The organism is Azospirillum sp. FG154 (assembly GCF_057809575.1).
The window spans coordinates 76,784-90,946 of record NZ_JBMDKF010000017.1; the positions used below are offsets into that span (position 1 = coordinate 76,784).

12 protein-coding genes and 1 other RNA gene are annotated in these 14,163 nt (G+C 67.2%); 5 read left to right on the forward strand and 8 right to left on the reverse strand.

The window, feature by feature from the left end:
* Positions 1–78 precede the first annotated feature (78 nt).
* Both ffs and ACODS4_RS18995 read right to left on the reverse strand, forming a co-directional pair.
* Positions 79–176, reverse strand: an RNA gene (ffs, locus tag ACODS4_RS18990) — signal recognition particle sRNA small type.
* Positions 177–184: 8 nt separating this feature from the next.
* The gene (locus ACODS4_RS18995; RefSeq protein ID WP_488866434.1) at positions 185–1,024 is read right to left on the reverse strand and encodes an AraC family transcriptional regulator; all 840 of its coding nucleotides are present in this window, start codon (positions 1,022–1,024) and stop codon (positions 185–187) included.
* A gap of 111 nt (positions 1,025–1,135) precedes the next feature.
* Between ACODS4_RS18995 and ACODS4_RS19000 the strand changes: the two genes are divergently transcribed.
* A complete protein-coding gene (locus ACODS4_RS19000; protein WP_488866435.1) occupies positions 1,136–2,377 on the forward strand; it encodes an MFS transporter in 1,242 nt (413 codons plus the stop codon).
* 51 nt (positions 2,378–2,428) lie between these two features.
* On the opposite strand, the gene ACODS4_RS19005 is transcribed toward ACODS4_RS19000, so the two are convergent.
* The 3 genes from ACODS4_RS19005 to ACODS4_RS19015 all read right to left on the reverse strand — a co-directional run bounded on the left by ACODS4_RS19005 (position 2,429) and on the right by ACODS4_RS19015 (position 5,610).
* Positions 2,429–3,622 (reverse strand): phosphoglycerate kinase, encoded by a 1,194-nt coding sequence (locus tag ACODS4_RS19005; RefSeq protein ID WP_488866436.1) that lies wholly within the window; start codon positions 3,620–3,622, stop codon positions 2,429–2,431.
* A gap of 154 nt (positions 3,623–3,776) precedes the next feature.
* On the reverse strand, positions 3,777–5,225 hold the full coding sequence (gene rfaE1, locus ACODS4_RS19010) for a D-glycero-beta-D-manno-heptose-7-phosphate kinase (protein WP_488866437.1): 1,449 nt from the start codon (positions 5,223–5,225) through the stop codon (positions 3,777–3,779).
* A gap of 67 nt (positions 5,226–5,292) precedes the next feature.
* Positions 5,293–5,610: a hypothetical protein gene (locus tag ACODS4_RS19015; RefSeq protein ID WP_488866438.1), complete on the reverse strand. Its 318-nt coding sequence runs from the start codon at positions 5,608–5,610 to the stop codon at positions 5,293–5,295.
* Between the two features lie 98 nt (positions 5,611–5,708).
* On the opposite strand from ACODS4_RS19015, the gene ACODS4_RS19020 reads away from it, so the two are divergent.
* The 3 genes from ACODS4_RS19020 (at position 5,709) to ACODS4_RS19030 (ending at position 8,341) form a co-directional block, all read left to right on the forward strand.
* Positions 5,709–7,157, forward strand: a complete 1,449-nt coding sequence (locus ACODS4_RS19020; RefSeq protein WP_488866439.1) for a sensor histidine kinase — start codon at positions 5,709–5,711, stop codon at positions 7,155–7,157.
* Positions 7,158–7,284: 127 nt separating this feature from the next.
* Positions 7,285–7,473 (forward strand): hypothetical protein, encoded by a 189-nt coding sequence (locus ACODS4_RS19025; RefSeq protein WP_119830272.1) that lies wholly within the window; start codon positions 7,285–7,287, stop codon positions 7,471–7,473.
* Positions 7,474–7,570: 97 nt separating this feature from the next.
* Positions 7,571–8,341: a methyltransferase domain-containing protein gene (locus ACODS4_RS19030; RefSeq protein ID WP_488866440.1), complete on the forward strand. Its 771-nt coding sequence runs from the start codon at positions 7,571–7,573 to the stop codon at positions 8,339–8,341.
* A gap of 24 nt (positions 8,342–8,365) precedes the next feature.
* Here ACODS4_RS19030 and ACODS4_RS19035 read toward each other — a convergent pair whose 3' ends face one another.
* Positions 8,366–8,989: a nucleotide-binding protein gene (locus ACODS4_RS19035; protein ID WP_488866441.1), complete on the reverse strand. Its 624-nt coding sequence runs from the start codon at positions 8,987–8,989 to the stop codon at positions 8,366–8,368.
* A 9-nt stretch (positions 8,990–8,998) separates the two neighbouring features.
* Positions 8,999–10,603, reverse strand: a complete 1,605-nt coding sequence (locus ACODS4_RS19040) for a CYTH and CHAD domain-containing protein (RefSeq protein ID WP_488866442.1) — start codon at positions 10,601–10,603, stop codon at positions 8,999–9,001.
* Between the two features lie 306 nt (positions 10,604–10,909).
* Here ACODS4_RS19040 and lpdA point away from each other — a divergent pair, with 306 nt between their 5' ends.
* Positions 10,910–12,310 (forward strand): dihydrolipoyl dehydrogenase, encoded by a 1,401-nt coding sequence (lpdA, locus tag ACODS4_RS19045; protein WP_488866443.1) that lies wholly within the window; start codon positions 10,910–10,912, stop codon positions 12,308–12,310.
* Positions 12,311–12,697: 387 nt separating this feature from the next.
* Here the strand turns inward: lpdA and ACODS4_RS19050 are convergent, their stop codons facing one another.
* Positions 12,698–13,762, reverse strand: a complete 1,065-nt coding sequence (locus ACODS4_RS19050; RefSeq protein ID WP_488866483.1) for a type II asparaginase — start codon at positions 13,760–13,762, stop codon at positions 12,698–12,700.
* Positions 13,763–14,163: the final 401 nt, after the last annotated feature.

Consider the following 14,163-nt stretch of genomic DNA (forward strand, 5'->3'; position numbering starts at 1 on the left):
GGCGCCGCGCTGTCGCCGTTTCTGTGCGTCGTCGTTCGCGTTTGCAAACGGTCTTTTTCGGTATGACTTGGGAATGAGGTGGGAGACTGGACGAACGACCCGAGCCGTAACTCGTTGCGGCTGCTTCCTTCCGGACCTGACCGGGTTGGCGAGGGACTCGTCCGACGCCAGTCTCCCGCCGCTTTTATGGCGATTCTGTTGCCGGGATGCAAGGTGATTTCGTTGGCGCGGTTTCCACGGGCGCGGCTCCTCCCCCCAGATAGGCGCGCGGGCTGCTCCCCAAGGTGCGGCGGAACATGGCGGTGAAGGCGCTGGCGCTGTCATAGCCCGCCGCGCGCGCCACCTCGGAAATCGGGCGGCCCAGCGCCAGTTGGGCGACGGCTTCGGCCAGCCGGGCCTGTTGCCGCCACGCGCCAAAGGTCAGGCCGGTTTCCTTCAGAAACAGCCGGGCGATGGTCTTGCCGCTGGCCCCGGCTTGGTCGGCCCAGGATTCCAGCGTGTTGGCGCGGGCGGGATGGTCGAGCAGGGATTGGCACAAGCGGCGCAGGCGCGGGTCCTGCGGCATCGGCAGGCGCAACGGAACTTCGGGAGCGCGGGTCAGCTCGTCGAGCGCCAGCGCGCCGATCAACCCGGCCCGTGGGGCAGGCGGGGCGTCCGCCGGGATCTCCATCGCCGCCAAAATCAGGGCGCGCAGCAGCTCCGACACCTCGACCACCCGGCAATCGGCGGCGGGCATGAAGGGGGCGGCGGCGGAGTCGATGAACAGGGTGCGCAGCCGAACCAACCCCGTCACCAGCCACCCATGCTCCACCCCCGCCGGGATCCACACCGCGCGCAGCGGCGGCACGATCCAGGCTCCGCCGGTGGTCGTCACCCGCATGGTTCCGCTGGTGGCGAACAGCAATTGCGCCCGGCTGTGCCGGTGCGGATCGACCACCGACCCCGGCGGGTAGTCGTGCGACAGAGCCAAAATCGGTTGCGGGTAGGGATCGAAGCGGGGGAGGTCGTGGCTGGTGATGCGCATGGAAAATCTGTTGAGCGGCGTGTCCGTTTTGCGATGAAACTTGACCGGACGGATCGTAGAGGACGCGGCTAACCTGTCCAGACCTTCCATCAATGGTCAGGAACAAGGATCATGCCGTCCCCATCGCCAAGCCCGGCGGAATCCCGTCGCGTCATCGCCTTCATCAACGCCGGACATTTCGTCGATCATCTGCTGATGCTGGTCTTCCCCACCGCTGTTTTGGGCATCGGCGACAGCTTCGGTTTGGGCTTTGGCGAGCTTCTCGGCCTGTCGCTCGGCGGCTTCATCGCCTTTGGCGCGGGGTCGATTCCGGCGGGCTGGCTGGGCGACCGCTGGAGCCGCCGCAACATGATGGCCGTTTTCTTCCTGGGCATGGGGGCGTCGGCGGCGTTGACCGGCCTGGCTCCGTCGCCCGCGCTTCTGGCGGTCGGGTTGGCGGTGACGGGGCTGTTCGGGGCGATCTATCACCCGGTCGGCACCGCGATGCTGACCGCCCACGCCAACGCGCTTGGTGGGCGGATGGGGCAGGCGATCGGCGTCAACGGCGTCTGGGGCAATCTGGGCATCGCCGTCGCGGCGCTGGCCACCGGCGGCTTGACGCAATGGTTTGGCTGGCGGGCGGCTTTCATCGCGCCGGGGGTGCTGACCATGGCGCTGGGCGTCGCCTTTCTGGCGCTGGTTCCCGACGGCCCGGCCCCGGTCAAGGCGGCGGCGCGCGGCGCCGGGCGCTTGCCCCGCGCGGTGGTGCTGCGGGCCTTCGCCGTGCTGGCGGTGACGACGGTGGCGGGCGGCGTGGTGTTCAACGCGGCGACGCTGGCCCTGCCCAAGCTGTTTGACGAGCGCTTGAGCCTGCTGGCGCAAAGCCCGTTGGGGATTGGCGCGTTGGTCAGCGCGGTCTATGTGATCGGCGCGACCTCGCAATTGATCGTCGGGCGACTGCTGGATCGCCATACGCTGCGCGCGATCTTCATGCCGCTGTCCTTTTTGCAGGCGCCTTGTCTGCTTCTGGCGGGCTTCGCCTCCGGCTGGGAGTTGGTGGCGGCGGCGACGGTGATGATGTTCGCAATTTTCGGTCAAGTGACGATCAACGACACCATGGTCGCCAAATACACCGACGACGCGTGGCGGTCGCGGGCCTACGCCATCCGCTATCTGATTTCCTTCGCGGCGAGCGCGGTGGCGGTGCCGTTGGTGGCGGTGCTGCACGACCAGGGCGTCGGCGCGGCGCCGGGCGGCTTCACCACGGTGATGCTGGCGCTGGCGGGCTTGGGCGGCGCGATCTTCCTGTCGTCGCTGGCCTTCCCGCACCGACCCGACGAGGTGGCGGTCGCCCAGCCGGTCGCGGCGGAGTGAGCAAACCCGTAAAGAAAGCGGGGGAGGCGCGGACCTCCCCCGGTTCCATCCTTACTTCGCCAGAGCGGCGACGCCCGGCAGTTCCTTGCCTTCCAGCCATTCCAGGAAGGCGCCGCCGGCGGCGGACACGTAGGTGAATTTGTCTTCGACCCCGGCGTGGGCCATCGCGGCGACGGTGTCGCCGCCGCCCGCCACCGACAGCAGGCCGCCCGCTTCGGTGCGGTCGGCGACGATTTTGGCGACGGCGTTGGTTCCGGCGTCGAACGGGGCGATCTCAAAGGCGCCGAGCGGGCCGTTCCACACGATGGTCTTGGCGGCTTTCAGCTTTTCGGCGAGGAAGGCGACGGTCGCCGGGCCGACGTCCAGGGCCATTTCATCGGCGCCGACGCCGTTGGCCGGAACCACGCGGTTGGCGGCGCCCGCCTTGAATTCCTTGGCGACGACGAAATCGGTCGGCAGCAGGATTTCGCAGTTGGCCTCTTTGGCCGTCGCCATGATGGCGCGGGCTTGGTCGGCCATATCCTTTTCACACAGGCTGGCCCCGACATCGACGCCCTGCGCGAACAGGAAGGTGTTGGCCATGCCGCCGCCCAGCGCCAGCATGTCCACCTTGCGGACCATGTTGCCGAGCAGGTCGAGCTTGGTCGAGATCTTCGCCCCGCCGACGACGGCGGCGACCGGACGCTCCGGCTTTTCCAACGCCAGGGTCAGCGCCTTGAGTTCCGCCTCCATCAGACGCCCGGCGGCGTTGGGCAGCAGGCGGGCGACGCCCTCGGTCGAGGCGTGGGCGCGGTGGGCGGCGGAAAAGGCGTCGTTGACGTAGATGTCGCCCAATTCGGCGATCTGCGCGGCGAAGGCCGGGTCGTTCTTTTCCTCTTCGGCGTGGAAGCGGGTGTTTTCCAGCAGAACGATGGCGCCCTCATGCACCTTGGCGATGGCGTCCTTGGCGGGTTGGCCGACGCAATCCTCGGCGAAGGCGACCTTCTGGCCGACGGCGGCGCTCAGCGCGTCCAGCACATGGCGCAGCGAGTTTTTGGCGTCCGGGCCGTTCTTCGGGCGACCGAAATGCGACAGAACGACGACCTTGGCGCCCTTCAGCGACAGCTCTTTCAGGGTCGGGGCCAGACGGTCGATGCGGGTGGCGTCCGACACCTTGCCGTCCTGCATCGGCACGTTCAGATCGGCGCGCACCAGCACCGTCTTGCCGTTGACCTCGATGTCGTCGATCGTGTTGAAATCGGTCATTGCCGTGCGTTCCCAGTTTGTGGCCAGGGTATGGCCGGAGCGTGAAAATTTCGGCGCAGCCAAGCACAGCGGACCACGCTTTGCAACCGCCCGCAGCGGCGGAATTCGCCGCAGTCGGCAGGGGAACGGGGCAGGGGAGACGACCGTGCGCGGGTCAGCCCTTCAGCCGCTTGATGGTGTTGGTGGTGCTTTGGCCTTCGACCAAGTCGGCCAGCACCACCGCGCCGCCATAGCTCTGGACGAACGCGGCCCCGACCACCGTGGCGATGGTGTAGTCGGCCCCCTTGACCAACACGTCCGGGCGGATGGCGTGAATCAGGGTTTCCGGCGTGTCCTCGCCAAAAATCACCACCAGATCGACGCAGCCGAGCGAGGCCAGCACGGTGGCGCGCGCCGTCTCGGTCTGCACCGGGCGGCTGTCACCCTTCAAACGCTTGACCGACTCGTCGCTGTTCAGCCCGACCACCAGAATGTCGCAGGCGGCGCGGGCCTGCTTCAGCAACGAGATGTGGCCGGGGTGCAGCAGGTCAAAACAGCCGTTGGTGAAGCCGACGCGCTTGCCGCGCAGCCGCCAGCGTTCGGCCCGTTCCGCCGCCTCGTCGCGGTTGGCGATCTTCTCTTCGCCATGGCGCCATTCCTGTTCGTGCAGGGCGGCCAGAAGCTCTGGCGTGCGGACGACGGCGGTGCCGACCTTGCCGACGACCAGACCGGCGGCGAGGTTGGCCAGACGCGCCGCGTCGGTCAAACCGACGCCGACCGCCAAGGCAGCGGTCAGCGTCGCCACCACGGTGTCCCCGGCGCCCGACACGTCGAACACCTCGCGCGCTTCGGCGGGCAGATGGGTCACGCTGTCCGCCGTCACCACCGACATGCCCTGTTCGCTGCGGGTGGCGACGACCGCGCCGACGCCGCAGGTTTCAATCAGGCGGCGGGCGGCGATCACCACCTCCCCGTCGCTGTGGGCGGGCAGGCCGGTGGCCTCCATCAATTCCTTGCGGTTGGGCGTGAGGATGTCGGCCCCGCGATAGCGGCGGTAGTCGCGGCCCTTGGGATCGACCACCACCGTCTTGCCCGCCGCCCGCGCGGCGGCGATGACGTCGGCCACCAAACCATCGGTCAGCACGCCCTTGCCGTAATCGGACAGGATGACGCCGCCGACGTCGGGCAGGGCCTGTTTCACCCGATCCAGAACCTGGGCGGCCACCGTGATCGGCGCGACGGTTTCGACGTCGGCGCGCAGCAATTGTTGTTGCCCGGCGATGAAGCGGGTTTTCACCGTGGTCTGGCGCCCGGCCTCGACGATGACGGCGTCGCCGTCGCTGATGCCTTCGCGCGCCAGCAGGGCCAGCAGATCGCCGCCCGCCGCGTCTTGGCCGACCACCGACAGGAAACGGCAAGCGGCGTCCAGCGCGATCAGATTGGCGGCGACGTTGCCCGCCCCGCCCAGCTTCGGCACGTCGCGGGTGATCCGCAGCACCGGAATCGGCGCTTCGGGCGACACCCGATCCACCGAGCCATAGACGAAACGGTCGAGCATCACGTCGCCAAGGCACAGCACGTTGGCGCGGGACAGGGTGTCGATGTGACGGGCAAGGTCGCTCATGGGGTCTCTCTTACCAACCCGCGCGGAAGGGCGCCAGCGAACAAAGGCGGCGGGCGCGGGGGGCGACTCATTGAAAGGCGGGAACCTCGCGTTTCAGATCGCCGGTTCCCCGGGCGAAGGTCAGGGTGAGGAGGCCGGAGACCTCATCGCAGGAGGGGCGGTCTGCGGCGACCGGATCCAGGGTCAGGCCGCTGGCCGCCAACCGCCGCCCGAAATCGGCGACCCGGTCGCCGGGCAGGGCGAAGCGGATGACCGCCATGACGTCGGAAAACAGGCTGTGATCGACGATCCACCCGCCCACGCCGTTCAGCGCGTCGGCCGCCGCCGTCAGCGCGGCGTTGCGGTCCATCGTCACCACCACGTCGAATTTCAAAATTGGTCGCATCGGTTCATGGCCTTCTCGTCAGGACTTGAGGCGGGAGCGGCGGCGGGATGCTACCATGATCGCCGCCCATCCCGCCGCGTCGCCTCCGTTGGTCCCCCATGCGTTTTCCCTCCGTCGCGAACAGCCTGTCGGCGAAACTTTTGGCGCTCACGATCCTGTTCGTGCTGCTGGCCGAGGTGCTGATCTACACCCCCTCCATCGCGCGTTTCCGCATGACCTATCTGGAAGAGCGGCTGGCCGCCGCCCACATCGCCGCGCTGTCGGTGGAGGCCGCCCCCGACTTCATGGTGACGAAGGCGTTGCAGGCCAAGCTGTTGGCCTACGCCGACGCGCATGTCATCGACCTGATCCAACCCGACGCGCGCGTCTACATGCTGTCCCGCCCGATGCCGCCGGAGGTGGATGAGACGTTCGACCTGCGCGGCGGCGGCAACTGGTCGCTGATCGTCGACGCCTTTTGCGCGTTGGTGGAGCGGCGCGACCGGGTGATCCGGGTGATCGACCGTTCGCCCAAGGACCGCGCCCAGCGGGTGGAGATCACCATGGACGAGCGCCCGATGATCGACGCGATGCTGGAGTTTTCCCGCAGCATCCTGGGGGTGTCGGTCGCCATTTCGTTGATCGCGGCGGGGCTGTTGTTCGTCACGCTGAACGCTTTGCTGGTCCGCCCGATGCGGCGGCTGACCGACAGCATGGTCGCTTTCCGCCGCGACCCCGACGGCGCGCCGGCGGCGGAGCCGGATCGCCGTCGCGACGAAATCGGCGTGGCGGGGCGCGAGTTGGCGGCGATGCAGGGCGCCGTCCGCACCGCGTTGCGCCAGCGCGAACGCTTGGCCGCCTTGGGCGCCGCCGTCGCCAAGATCAACCATGATCTGCGCGGGATCCTGTCCACCGCCTCCCTGCTGTCCGAACGTTTGAGCGAAAGCAGCGACCCGGAGGCGCGACGGGTGACGCCCCGGTTGATGGCGTCGCTGGACCGCGCGGTGGAGTTGTGCGGGCAAACCCTGTCCTTCACCCGCGACGGCGCCCTGCCGTTGCGCGTGGCGCCGTTCGATGTGCGGGCCTTGACCGAGGAGGTCGGCGCGCAGGTGCTCGCCACGGCGCGGCCCGACGGCGCCCGCGTCGAAGCCGTGTGGAGCAACGCCGTGCCGGAGGGGTTGACCATCCGAGGCGACGCCGGGCAATTGTCGCGCGCCCTGGTCAATCTGGGCCGCAACGCGGTGCAGGCGGGGGCCGAGCGGGTGCGCGTCGCCGCTGAACGGCAGGGTGATCGGCTGATTCTGACCGTCGCCGACAACGGTCCTGGCCTGCCGCCGCGCGCGCGGGAGCATCTGTTCGAGCCCTTCGCCGGATCGGCGCGGGCGGGCGGCGTCGGTTTGGGGCTGGCCATCGCGCGCGAGGTGGCGCGCGCCCATGGCGGCGATCTGCGGCTGTTGGCCAGCACCGGGGAGGGCAGCGTCTTCGCCATCGACCTGCCCGTCGCCCCGCCGTCGGGAGGGGCCAGACTTGCGCCTGCTGCAACGCAAAAGTCGTTTGTGTCGCATTGATTTTGTGGTCATTCTTCCGCAAAATTGGTTCAGATCGAAAGCGTTCGCCGATCTCCTCCGACCGAGGTGCGCGGAAAACGCGGCACGCAACGGCTCTCGGGCCGCTCTTTTTGAAGGAAATCGGGACGTGAAGGCTATCGGTGGTTGGGTGTCGCCCGTGATCGCGGGCATCATGGCGTTTGTTGGGCTTCTGGCCTCTTCGCGCGCTTCGGATGACGCGTTCGCCGTCGGCGGCATTCTGATTTTCCTGGGCTGCGTGGCCTACATCTTCTCCGCCATCAGCCGTCACTACGACCGTTTGGACGCCGCTCACTGACGGTCGGCCGCCACCACGGCCTTGTCGCCGTGGGCGGTTGAAAATCGGCGCATCGGGCCGCCGCCCCGGCGGCCCGACCCCAAGAAGGGGGGCCGTCATGTCATGGGATCGCTCGTCTTTCAACACGCTGGACGTCATGCGCCGCCGCCCGGCGTTCGATTTGGTCGCGGCGCTTCCCTCCGCCACACCGACCGCGATCATTGATTTGGGCTGTGGCGGCGGGCATCTGTCCCGCCTGCTGGCGGCGCATTGGCCGCAGGCCGACGTTCTGGGGGTGGACAATTCCCCCGCCATGCTGCGCTGGGCGCAGAGCGTTCCATCGCGGGTCCGCTATCTGGACGCCGATTTGACCGACTGGCGTCCGCATTGGCCGGTCGAGCTTCTGATTTCCGACGGCGGTTTGCAGCGGGTTCCCAACCACGAACGGGTTTTCCCGGAGTTTCTGCAATGTCTGGCCCCCGGCGGCGCGCTGGCCGTGGCCCTGCCGCGCCCGCAGGAACAGGCGGCGCACCGTCTGCTGCTGGACACCGTGGCTGACGGCCCTTGGGCCGAATGTCTGGCTGACGCCCTGAAGCCCATGCCGCAGCATGGCGCGCAGGATTACTATGACTGGCTCAGCCCGTTGGCGGTGTCGGTCGATTTGTGGGAAACCGAGTATCACCATGTCTTGAGCGGCGACACCCCGATCCTGCAATGGCTGCGGGCGGCGGCGCTGACGCCGGTGATGGACCGCCTGGACGGGCCGGAGCTTGACCAATTCCTCGCCGCCTATCGCGGGCGGTTGGAGGCGGCCTATCCCGAACACCCCTATGGCAACACGCTGGCGCCGACCCGACATCTGTTCATCGTGGCGCGCGTGGCGGGATGAGCGCCGCGCGCGGCCTCGCTGGGGTCAAACCCCGTCGACGCAACCCAACAACGGCGCCCAATCGCTGCGGTGTTCGGCGGCGCGCTTGCCCGGCATGTCGAACAGGCTGAGGCCGGTCGCCGCCGCGTCGGCGTAAATCTGGCTGTCGCGCAGCCGCGCCACCACCTGATGACCAATGCCGCCGAGAAACTGGTCGAGCCGGTCGGCGGCCTTGGTGCGGGCGCGCATCCGGTTGCCGACCACCGCCACCGCCTTCTTGTGCTTGGCGATGGACTTCAACTCGTCCAGCTTGCCGAGGAAGCGTTGGGTCGCCTGCTCGTCAAAGGCGCCGGGCAGCACCGGCAGGACGACGAGATCGGCCATCTTGACCAGATCCTCAATCTGCTTGGTCTTCAGCGCGGCGGGGGCGTCGATGACCAGACGGCGGTAGCCGCGCGGGATGTCGGTGATGTCCTTCGCCCAATCCACGCCGACCACGCGCGGCGCCGTCTCCGGGCGCCGCTCCAGCCAGCCGAGCGAGGAGTGCTGGCGGTCCACGTCGGCCAGCACGGTGGACAGGCCCGCGACCGCCGAGGCGGCGGCGAGGTGGGTGGCGAGCGTGGTCTTGCCGCAACCACCCTTGATGTTGGCGACGAGGATCGTGAGCATCGGGCGAGGTTACACCACCGGATCGGGCTTCGACCAGAAGCGCTTGGCGTCAAGGAAATCATGCCACAGGGCGACCAGCGCCGCTTCGGTGTCGGACACCCCGCGCGCGTGCCAGCCGATGACGATGCCCGCCGCGCGCGGCTCGCCGGGCAGGGAATGGCTGCCGTCCTCGTGCAACGCGTGCAGCAGCCGGGTGGCGGTCGCCACGTCGTTCAGATGGCCCAGGGCGTCCTGCATGGCGGCCAGATCCTGCAAATAACGGCGCACCGGCTTGTCGTCGTACAGGCTGCGGAAGAACTCGACCGCGTAGCGCAGCTTTTTCAGGGCGATGCGCAGTTGGTGGCGTTGGGCGACCGGCAGATGGGCGAAGCCCTGCCCGGCGCGTTTGGCCTTGCGGTGGCGCTTTTCCAACAAATGGTCGGCCAACCCGACCACCGGCTCGAACAGGCGGACCGATTCCTCGCTGACCGGCTGGTCGCGCCAGCCGCGCTTTTCCACCCAGGCGCCCAAACCCAGCAGGAAGGCGGTGTAGCGGGGGGAGCCGACGGCCTCGCGCGCCGTCACATAGGCGCGCAACCGCCGGGCTTCGGCGGCGGCGGCCAGCGCGTCGATGTCCTCGACCACCGCGTGGCCGTGGCCGTCGGCGCGGTGGAAGGCGTCGCGCACCGGGGCCAGAAGTTCGGTGGCGAACACGTCCCAATCGCGCGCCGGGCCAAGGCTGCCCGCCAGCCATTTGATCTCGCCGACCAGCCAGAGATATTGCGGAGTCGGCACGAAGGGCCGGAACAGCGCGATGGCGGAGCGCAGGCGGCGCAGCGCCACCCGCATCTGATGCACGCCTTCGGGATCGTCGCCGGTCAGCGTCACCGCCTCGTTCGCCGCCAGATGGGTGACGCAGGCCCGCACGATGCGGGCCACGGCCCCTTCGACCGTCACGTCGGGTTCCAGCGTCAGCTTTTCCGCCTTGGCCGACTGGTCGCTTTCGCCCGCCGCCAGCGCGTAGCCGCGCGCCGCCTTGGTCCGCACCTCCAGCCGCAGCGGCGCGAGCGCCGCCAACTCCAGCCCCAGATCGAACAGCGCCGCCGGGGAGCCGCTTTTCAACTCCAGTTCAATTTCGCACACCGGGGTGGCGCGGCCATCGGGCAGGCGCACCTCGCCCTGGTCGAAGGCGATTTCGATCAAGGACGCGCTCGCCCCGCCGCCGAGTCGAACCTCCACCACGCCGCGTTCGATGTGGGAAGTGAAGACCGGCTCCAGTTCCGAGTCGCTGAGCGGGCCAAGCAACTCCAACGCCTCGGAATCGGCGATCAGGGTCAGGTCGGGTTGGGCGGTGGGGAGCGCGCATTCCCATTCGCCGCGCGCCAGCCCGTCGGCCTCCGGCGCGGATTTGACGGTTTGCACGAAGCCGTCGCCGGTCTTGCGCACCCGCAAGGTGGCCAGTCGCTCCGCCAACCGCCGGTCTGGCGTGTCGTAATAGGTGCTTTCGAGCGTTCGGACCGATTCCGGCCCAACCGCCCGCCCGGTGACGGCGGGGGCGGCGCGCAGGATCGCCAGATCCTCCGGCCGCGCGGCGAGCTTGAGTTCCGTCTCGCGGTTGATGTCCGCTTCAGCCATGGCTTGCGCCTCGAACCCCCGATCAGCGACCGTATACGGCCTATGGTGCCGTGTTTGCACAGGCTCTGAACAGGGTCAAGTTACGGAAATAATACAATAACCACGGTTGTAAAAACCACAAGTGGCGCAGCTTTGATCTTTGCGGCTAGGCCGATGGTCGGGGGGCTGGAAGGCCGCTTGGCGGGGGCCGGGACGAAGTGTCCCGTTGCCAGTCGGCGCGCGGGCGGGCATATATCGCCGCGCGGCCCTCCCCGCTGGACGGGACGGCTTTTGGCAACGAGCAAAAATGGCGGAAGGAAGCCTCTCATGGCTGAAAGCACTTTTGATGTCGTCGTCGTTGGCGGCGGTCCCGGCGGGTATGTCTGCGCGATCCGCGCGGCCCAACTTGGGTTCAAGGTCGCCTGCGTGGAAAAGCGGTCCGCGTTGGGCGGCACCTGCCTGAACGTCGGCTGCATCCCCTCCAAGGCGCTGCTGGCGGCGTCGGAGAAGTTCGAGGAAGCGGCGCATGGCCTCGCCAAGTTCGGCATCAAGGTCGGCGGCGTCGAACTGGACCTGCCCGGCATGCTGGCGCACAAGGACAAGGTGGTTAAGGACAACACCGGCGGCATCGAGTTCCTGTTCAAAAAGAACAAGGTGACGTGGCTGAAGGGCGCCGGGACCATCACGTCCGGCACGACGGTCGAGGTTGAGGGCGTCGGCGCGATCACCGCGTCGAAGGCCATCGTCATCGCCACCGGCTCGGAAGTCACCCCGCTGCCCGGCATCGCCATCGACGAGAAAAAGATCGTCTCCTCCACCGGCGCCCTGGAGCTGCCGGAGGTGCCCAAGCGTCTGGTCGTCATCGGCGGCGGCGTGATCGGGCTGGAGCTGGGTTCGGTCTGGGGCCGTCTGGGCGCGAAGGTCACGGTCATCGAGTATCTCGACCGCATCCTGCCGACGATGGACGGCGAGCTGTCCAAGCAGTCGCAGCGCATCTTCGCCAAGCAGGGCATGACCTTCAAGCTGGGGGCCAAGGTCACGGGCGCGACGGTCAGCGACGCGGGCGTGTCGTTGACGGTCGAACCGGCGGCGGGCGGCGCGGCGGAAACGGTCGAGGCCGACGTCGTGCTGGTCGCCATCGGTCGCCGCGCCTTCACCCAGGGTCTGGGTCTGGACAAGGTTGGCGTCGAGCTGGACAACCGGGGTCGCGTCAAGATCGGCAAGCATTTTGAAACCAACGTGCCGGGCATCTACGCCATCGGCGACGTGGTGGAAGGCCCGATGCTGGCCCATAAGGCCGAAGAGGAAGGCGTCGCGCTGGCCGAGCAGTTGGCCGGGCAGAAGAGCCACGTCAACCATGATCTGGTCCCCGGCGTCGTCTACACCTGGCCGGAAGTCGCCGCCGTCGGCAAGACGGAAGAGGAGCTGAAGGCGGCGGGCGTCGCCTACCGCGCCGGCAAATTCCCCTTCACCGCCAACGGCCGCGCGCGCGCGGGCGGCAACACCGACGGTTTCGTGAAGATCCTGGCCGACGCCACGACCGACAAGGTGCTGGGCGTCCATCTGCTGGGTCCGAACGTGTCGGAGATGATCGGCGAGTTGGTGCTGGCCATGGAGTTCAGCGCGTCGTCCGAAGACATCGCCCGCACCTGCCACGCCCACCCGACCCTGTCGGAAGCGGTGAAGGAAGCCGCCCTGGCGGTGGACGGTCGCCCGCTGCACATCTGATCGGGTTTCCGGTCAAAGGGCTGAGGTGAACGACGCCCGCTCTCCCGTGCCGATGTGGCGGGGAGGGCGGGCGTTTTGTTTTTTGACACCGATGAACACAGATGGACACAGATTAAAAAGATGAACATCGAATGTTTTTGTGATTGGATTGGTGTTGTTTTGATAATCTTTAAAATCAAAAATATTAAATCAATAACTGTCGCCAATATTTGAAAGTAAGCACAGAATTCCAGTTCATCTTAAAAATCTGTGTCCATCTGTGTCCATCTGTGTTCATCGGTGTCAAAAAAACACCCAAACACTCCAAAACGACACCGGCGAGCGAGTGGTTTCCCACCGCGCCCGCCCGGCATTATCCAAGGATCAACCGATCCGTCGGCAAACCGATCAGTAGGTGTAGAACAGCTTCTGGATCGCCTTGCTGTCGGTGGTCTTGGTCAGGGCGAGCATCAGCAGGATGCGGGCCTTTTGGGCGTTCAGCGTGTCGCTGACCACGAAATCCAGCTCGTCGTCGTTGGCTTCGCCGTTGCGGGCGACGATGCCGTTGCCGACGCGGGACGAGCGGACGATCAGGACGCCCGCCTTGCGGGCTTCGACCAGACCGGGCTTCATCGCGTTGGACAGGCTGCCGTCGCCGACGCCGGCGTGGATGATGCCCTTGGCCCCGGCCTTCACGAAGGCGTCGAGCGCGACGCGGTTGTTGTTGGCGTAGCCATAGACGATGTCAACCTGCGGCAGGCTGTCGAGCTTGCTGACGTCGAACTCCGTCTCGGCGGTGTGCTTGCGGATGACCTGCCGGTAGAAATGCGCCTTGTTGTCCTGCATGTAGCCGAGGAAGCCCAGTTCCGGCGTGCGGAAGGTGTCGGCGGTGGAGGTGTTGGTCTTGGTCACGTCGCGACCGGCGTTGATCTGGTCGTTCAGCGACACCAGAACGCCCTTGCCGACGGCGTCCTTGCTGCCCGCCAGGGTGACGGCGTTGTAGAGGTTGACCGGGCCGTCGGCGCTGATGGCGGTGGACGGGCGCATCGCGCCGACGATCACCACCGGCTTGGTGCTCTTGACCGTCAGGTTCAGGAAATAGGCGGTCTCTTCGATGGTGTCGGTGCCGTGGGTGATGACGATGCCGTCCACGTCCGGCTGGGCCAGCAGCGTGTTGACCCGCTTGGCCAGCGTCAGCCAATGGTCGTTGGTCATGTTCTCGCTGGCGATCTGGAAGACCTGCTCGCCCTTGACGTTGGCGACCTTCTTCAACTCCGGCACGGCTTCGATCAGCCGCTCGACGCCGACCTTGGCGGCGGTGTAGCCGACCGTCGTCGTGCTGGTGGCTCCGGTCCCGGCGATGGTGCCGCCGGTCGCCAGAATCATCACGTTGGGCAGTTTGTCTTGAGCGAAGGCGACGGCGCTGGTCAGCAAAGCGGTGCAGACGGCGAGCGTGCTGGCGAATTTGGTCATCGACACGTGGTGTTCTCCATGCCCTGCGGCGCTGGTTGGCGGCGCCGCTCGTTATTGTTGGCGGAGTGAACAGTCCGTTTTCCGGGTGAATGAGGATGGGCGCGCTGGTGAATGGCGCGTCAATGACGCGTGCGCCGGATGGAGGGCTGCCCTGCGAAAAATGCCGACGATGGCGCGGCGGTCATAGAAGAATGTTTTTGTTAAAACTGTCCAATTGCATAACAATCAGTTGTTGCTCTAAACTCCTTGGGTAGTGATGCGGTGGACGAACGCCGGGGACGCCCCCCCCCCCCGCAAGGTCGATCCCGTGGCATGGCGTTTGCTGTGTTTTGGCGCGGCGGACGCGTCGGCGCTCCAGTTCTCGGGTGTCCATTTTCTGCATGGCGGAGGTTGCCCTTTGT

Coding starts and splice junctions, on each gene's coding strand:
- ACODS4_RS18995 (WP_488866434.1), bottom strand. CDS start 1,024: ATGCGCATCACCAGCCACGACCTCCCCCGCTTCGATCCCTACCCGCAA.
- ACODS4_RS19000 (WP_488866435.1), top strand. CDS start 1,136: ATGCCGTCCCCATCGCCAAGCCCGGCGGAATCCCGTCGCGTCATCGCC.
- ACODS4_RS19005 (WP_488866436.1), bottom strand. CDS start 3,622: ATGACCGATTTCAACACGATCGACGACATCGAGGTCAACGGCAAGACG.
- rfaE1 (WP_488866437.1), bottom strand. CDS start 5,225: ATGAGCGACCTTGCCCGTCACATCGACACCCTGTCCCGCGCCAACGTG.
- ACODS4_RS19015 (WP_488866438.1), bottom strand. CDS start 5,610: ATGCGACCAATTTTGAAATTCGACGTGGTGGTGACGATGGACCGCAAC.
- ACODS4_RS19020 (WP_488866439.1), top strand. CDS start 5,709: ATGCGTTTTCCCTCCGTCGCGAACAGCCTGTCGGCGAAACTTTTGGCG.
- ACODS4_RS19030 (WP_488866440.1), top strand. CDS start 7,571: ATGTCATGGGATCGCTCGTCTTTCAACACGCTGGACGTCATGCGCCGC.
- ACODS4_RS19035 (WP_488866441.1), bottom strand. CDS start 8,989: ATGCTCACGATCCTCGTCGCCAACATCAAGGGTGGTTGCGGCAAGACC.
- ACODS4_RS19040 (WP_488866442.1), bottom strand. CDS start 10,603: ATGGCTGAAGCGGACATCAACCGCGAGACGGAACTCAAGCTCGCCGCG.
- lpdA (WP_488866443.1), top strand. CDS start 10,910: ATGGCTGAAAGCACTTTTGATGTCGTCGTCGTTGGCGGCGGTCCCGGC.
- ACODS4_RS19050 (WP_488866483.1), bottom strand. CDS start 13,762: ATGACCAAATTCGCCAGCACGCTCGCCGTCTGCACCGCTTTGCTGACC.